The organism is Nostoc sp. JL31, assembly GCF_017114965.1.
Lineage (GTDB): Bacteria > Cyanobacteriota > Cyanobacteriia > Cyanobacteriales > Nostocaceae > Nostoc > Nostoc punctiforme_A.
In genome coordinates, this window is sequence record NZ_JABXKO010000116.1 from 92,014 (window position 1) to 98,538 (window position 6,525).

Annotated in this window: 2 protein-coding genes; both read right to left on the minus strand. The window is 39.8% G+C overall.

Annotated elements, in window-relative coordinates:
• Window positions 1-80 precede the first annotated feature (80 nt).
• On the minus strand, window positions 81-5,921 hold the full coding sequence (locus tag HWQ43_RS30420) for an AAA family ATPase (protein WP_292740575.1): 5,841 nt from the start codon (window positions 5,919-5,921) through the stop codon (window positions 81-83).
• A 4-nt stretch (window positions 5,922-5,925) separates the two neighbouring features.
• Window positions 5,926-6,087, minus strand: a complete 162-nt coding sequence (locus tag HWQ43_RS30425) for a hypothetical protein (protein ID WP_292740577.1) — start codon at window positions 6,085-6,087, stop codon at window positions 5,926-5,928.
• Window positions 6,088-6,525: the final 438 nt, after the last annotated feature.

A 6,525-nucleotide genomic window follows, 5' to 3' on the forward strand; every position in this document is an offset into this window, starting at 1 on the left:
TGTATGAATGCTACGTGCCCATGAGCAAGTAGGGTGACAAAATCTTCTTACTTAGTTAAAGTTGGTCTACTCAGTAATGTTTATTGCCGCACTGGAATTGCAATTACAAACTCTGTACCTTTTCCTGGGGAGGAGTTGCAGTGTATTGAACCTCCGTGTTTTTCCACAACAATTTGACGGGCGATCGCTAATCCTAAACCCGTCCCTTTTCCTACAGATTTTGTCGTAAACAAATGGTCAAATATCTTTTGCTTGACTGCTTCATTCATGCCATTAGCATTATCAGCAATCGTTATTTTCACTTGATTATCTTTCAATGAGGTTTGAATTGTAATCTTGTTAGGGTTTTCTTGGATTTCTGCAAAACTCCGCCCAGCATTCGACTCATCCAAGGCATCAATGGCATTAGCTAGGATATTCATAAATACCTGGTTTAATTGTCCAGGAAAACATTCAACTTGAGGCAAACTGCCATAATTGGTTATTACTTCAATTGCTGGACGTTGCTCATTGGCTTTGAGGCGATGTTTGAGAATTAAAATTGTACTTTCAATCCCTTCATGAATTTTAAACGGCACTTTGTAATCTTTATCAGCACGGGAAAAAGTTCTTAAACTAGTGCTGATATTTTTCAGGCGATCGCACGCCATCACCATTGAATCTATTGCCTTGGGTAAATCTTCTAAACTATAATCTAAGTCAATTTCTTCTGCATGGTCAATAATTTCAGCACCCCGATTAGGTAAACTTTCTTGATAAAGTTTCAAGTGTTGCACAACATCAGCAATAGTAGGTTTAGCTTGTTTGAGACTTGCAGCAATAAAGCCCAAAGGATTATTCATTTCATGGGCTACCCCAGCAACTAAATTGCCTAGTGCTGACATTTTCTCACTTTGAACAATTTGTAATTGGGCTTGTTGTAAATCTTCTAAGGCTGTTCCGAGTGCTTGAGATTTTTCTGTCACCGCTGATTCAGCTTGTTTGCGATCGCTAATATTAATAGTTGTCCCAACTACGCGATAAACTTTGCCCGTTTCATCTTTTAATGGACTGAGTGTGGTTAACCACCAAATTTTCTGGTGATTAAATGTTAGACATTCTTCATAGGTGACGGGTATTCCTGTCTGAAAACAATGCAAATATTTTTGCTCGACTGCTGCACCTTCGTCAGGAGCCATTATTTCTTGCGGAGTTTTACCCAGCACTTGAGAAGCAGGTATACCAACCGCTAATTCGCAAGATTTACTCCATCCTGTGTACTCAAACCTACCATGATCACGGATATCAGTCACAAAGATTAGACAGCCAACACCTTCGTAAATACTGCTTAGGAACTTTCCTCGCTCCTGGAGATGATTATATAATTGGGCATTTTCCAAAGAAATCGCAGCTTGAGTGCAGAGGAAATTTATAATAGAAAGGCGATCGCTAGTAAATACGCCTTGCGTCAGTTTATTTTCTAGGTAAAGAATCCCTACCAAACGCCCTTGATTAATAATCGGGGTACATAATACACTTTGGGGTTGTGTTCGGTGCATATATTCCCCAATCAACCCAATAATATCTGTTTTGCAATTGTCTATAACAACTGTTTGTTGAGTATTTTTGACGTAATTGATAATTTTTACAGGAATATCTTGACAATTGTCGATTGATTGTGATTCAAAAATAGTTTGGATATCAATCTGGGAATTTGCTCCATGATTGATAAAGGTAATTGCCCTAACTTGCCAAGTATTATCTTGGGGAAGAATTAGTACAGCTTTTTTCGCACCAGAGTTTTCTAGAATAATTTGGCTCAAGCTGACAATGAGTTGATCTAATTCCAGAGAACTGGAGATAGCTTGAGCGGCTTTGAGGACAGAGGTAAAATCTAACGTCTGGGAAATACTAGTGCTGCCAGTGGTAGAAGTGCGAGTAGATGAGGAAGTGCCACGAAAGCTAATAGTTTCTAAGGTATTGAAGTTGATTCGTTGCTGTTGCAGAATGGATTGGAGTAGTTGGGGATAGCGTTTTTCTAGGTCTTCTATTTTGGCTTTTGCGCCCCAACGAGCGTAACAGTAGTATGCTTCTTGCATATATGCTTGGGCAACTCTTTCTTTACCCCAATCGAGATAAAATTTGGCTACTAGTTCATTGCTAAGTGCTTCTTCTTGGATGTAGCCGTTGGCTTTAGCTAGAGTGATGGCGCGATCGTAATTTTCAAGTGCTTCTGTTTTATTGCCCAACACTCGTTGTTTTTCAGCCTCAACTAAATGCCATTTATGCAAATGATTTGTGGGAGCATTTTGCGCACAACGGTACAGAGTGGTTTGATGGATTTCTACCTGGGCGAGAATTACGGAAAGTTCAATTTCTGGCTGGGTGGAAAATCGGGCTAGGTATGTCAGGGCTGCATAGAAATGGAAAATCGGAATAAAAATCAATCCTGATACCGCAAGTAAATACTTCTCCCCTTCATCAATGTAAGCGATCGCAGCTTTGTAATCACCAAAAGAATAGGCAAGCAACAGTTTGTAGATATACAACTCAGCCATCACCGTGAGTTCATTAGCCTGACGATGTTTGGGAATCATCACCGTTTCATCGTAGATACTGCCGCTCAAACAATCGGGCTGAATTTGGGTTTCTCTGAAGTTGTGTGCCGCCTGCCGCATAATACTCACATAAGTCTGGGCAGAATGTTGCTTCGCTTGAGTTAAGGCGGCGTTGTAACTTGCTATATCTAATTCCAAATTGCTGAGTTCAGAGCCACTCCAAAAGACCGCATAGCTGTAACAACATACGTTATAGCCAGCGTGTAAAAAATCGCCCGTTTCCATACCAGAGGTAAAACCAGCTTTCAGCAACGGTATCGTTGCCGAGAGAGCTTCTTGGTGATGTTGAATAAAGCCACCAAACAACATGGAAATCGTGGATTTGAATTCCCGCACATTGAACCGATCTAGCAAATTCAATGCCAATTGCCCAAAATCGTAGCCCCCTTCAACCTCTCCTAAAAATGCACATAGCACCATTCCGTGCAGCCCATACCCCACCGTGGAGGCGGGCGTATTCCCAAACTGAAGCGATAGGCTGACCATTGTGGAGCTAATTAGGGGCAATAAACCCGGCATTCCCTGAAAAACGGGTGCAAATAACATTCCTAACAGTTGCATGGCTGCCTGTGCTTGGGGATCGGTCATCATTGGGAGGTCAGCTAGTTCCTCAATTCGTTTGCCTGCGAGTTGACTAGCAAGGACTTGTAAAGCTTTACCAATCTCAGCATTGTTTGGCTCGATGGGTAGCTCAACCCCCAATTGCTTTAAGGCATCTCTGCCAACTGCGATCGCTTCTAATAGTCTGCTCTGCGCTGTCTGAGCAGCAATTTGAATTTCGTAAATTTTAACTTTGTCTAAAATCGTCTGGGCTGATTGCAACACTATTGTTGCTATTTGTTCCATACCATCAAAGTCAGCATTTAAGTAGGCGGCTTCGGTGGCGGCGACATAGAAACTCAGGGTCAATTCATATTGATCTTGCCAGCAGTTGATTGTAAGTAGCTCAATCCCAGTTTGTAAATAGGCTCTGGCAGCAGCATAAGCAGTAGAATTTTTAGCTTTACCTCCTGCGGCTAAGTTAAGTCGAGCCAAGGCTTCTCGCTCGTATGATTGGGCGATCCACTCTTGTCCTAAATTCAAATGTCCAACAATATCAAACAGTTTTTCTTCTTGTTCTATTTGAGAGGAATTTTGTAGAAGTAATTGACCAATTTTGAGATGAGTTGCTTGTTTTTGGTTATCAGGAATTAGAGAATAGGCAGCTTGTTGTACTCTGTCATGTAAAAATTTATATTTGGCTAATTGTTTATTGGTATTCCCAGTTGACAGCGCCAATTGCTCGTGATTTTCTCCCTGATAAAATTTATAAACATCACTAATGGGTAAAATCAACCCTTCTTGTAAAGCTTTCCATAAACTAGCAGCTGTTTCAATTTCTGATGACTCCCAAACAATCGCCAAAGTTGCTAAATCAAATTGATTGCCAATACAAGCGGCTAGCTGCAATACATTTTGAGTTGATTGAGGTAGTCTTTGTAATTGAAATACCATGAATTTGACAACATCGTCTGTCACCGCTTGCTGATTTATTTGGGTGATATCACATTGCCAATACCCTGATTCAAAGTTAAATTCAATTAATCCATCTTGGTGTAATGCCTTAAGAAACTGTATGGCAAAAAACGGATTACCTTGAGTTTTTTGAAATACCAGTTGAGAAACAGTTAATGCCGAATCTTTTGTAGATTTAAGTGTGTCAGCCACTAATTGATTCACTTGCGATTGACTCAGAGGCGCTAAAGTAATCGTATTAATTGTGGCTGCTGTTTTTTGGATATCATTCAAAGTCAACATTAATGGATGTGCTGAATTGACTTCGTTATCACGATAAGCACCAATTAAGAAAAGATGTTTTGTATCAGCCATTAATAACTGTATTAACATCAACGATGCTGAATCTGCCCATTGCAAATCATCTAAAAACATCACTAATGGATGTTCAACACTGGTAAAGACTTGGGTAAATTTCTGAAATAATAAATTAAACCGATTTTGAGCAGCAGTTCCTGATAATTCTGTAACAGGTGGTTGCTGACCAATAATTCTTGATAATTCGGGGATGACTTCAATAATTACCTGTCCATTCTCACCTACAGCCGCTAAGATATTGGTTTTAAATTGCTGGATTTGAGCATCGCTTTCGGTTAACAATTGCCCCATTAAATCGCGGAAGGCTTGCACAAAAGCACTAAAGGGAATATTTCGTTGAAATTGGTCATATTTCCCTTTGATAAAATAACCGCGCTTTTTGACAATTGGTTTATGAACTTCGTTCACTACAACGGTTTTACCAATACCCGAAAAACCAGCCACCAGCATCATTTCTGTCGCACCTGTACTAACGCGCTCAAATGCTTGCAGCAGAGTTTCTACTTCTGTTTCTCGTCCATAAAGTTTATCAGGGATAATAAAGCGATCGCACACATCCCTTTGGGCAATTGGGAAATGCTTAATTTCACCAGTTTCTTGGAGTTGAGATAAACAAGTTTCTAAATCAAATTTCAACCCTAATGCACTCTGATAGCGGTCTTCAGCATTTTTTGCCATCAATTTCATTACGATGTCACAGAGAACTTGAGGAATCTCTTCTCTATCGCCTAACATTGTTGGAAGTTTTGCTAGATGACAATGTATCAACTCCATCGCGTCGTTTGAATGGAAGGGTAACTCACCCGTAAGTAGTTCGTAAAAAGTGACACCTAACGAATAGAAATCAGTCCGGTAGTCAATCCCCCGATTCATTCTTCCTGTTTGTTCAGGAGAAATATAACCAAGTGTCCCTTCCAAGACATTGGGATTAATCAGTGTTTGAGTTTCCCGTGGTAGTAGGGATGCAATACTAAAGTCAATTAATTTAACTTGTTTGGTTTCTGGATTAATTAAAACATTGGCGGGTTTGATATCTTTATGAATAATCCGATCGCGATACAATATATCTAAGGTGTTGCACAGTGCGATCGCTATTTCTAAAAACTCCATCAAAGATTGTAGGTTTCGCCCAACTTTCCACTCCCCACTCTTTAATCCCCAATCCTTGAGAGAAATCCCCCCAAAATCTTCCATTACCAAAGCATAACCATTTTGATACGGTTCTAGGTTATAGGTTTGGATGATGAGAGGTGAGTTAAGATTTTTAGCTATGGTGTACTGATTACGAAACGACAAGAGTTCGCTGAAACTCGGATAAGAATTTTTCAGCAGTTTAATCACTACAGGTAATGAGTCAGTCTCTCGATACCCTCGATAAACGATGGTTCTAGAACCATTGTAGAGTTCTTCGCTAACCTTATATCCGGGAATATGGACTCTCGTACTAACCATACTACTAAATTTTTAAGACTTCCAGATATAGTGTTCCCAGATATATAGCGAACCCGTCGATCCAGGATTTTAAATTTTGAGGATTTAGCAACCACAGGTTAGCCAGAAAAATCAGATAATATCGAGATATCTGAAACTGGGAGCAAAAGTTTTGCCAATGAGACATTTGGATGATTCCTCCTTACAGTTATGAATCCCAAACTCCTGTCACAGTTTTAACTGGTAAGGTAAGGACAAACCCGGTGATTTTTGCTAGTACAGAAGTGCAGTTTCGCTTGCCACACTGAGTTTCCTTGATAATTTGACGATCGCTCGCTTTGTTAATTTTTATAACTCAAACTTGATTAAAAACCGTGCCTAACACTAGCTGACAGCAGTAACTTATTAACAGTTGCATAGGTAGATACACTTAAGTTATTCTTTAAACTACCTATGGGCACTCCAATTAAAGGCATATTTAGAATTAATCGACAACAATAGACCTCTTGCAAAATTATTTTATGGTACAGTGTGCATTTTTTACCTATAATCTAGTTAAAAATGCACTACGAGCAAAGCAAAAGGTTATCAAATCGAGAGTTCAAACGTTTAGTGGGTGTGCAAC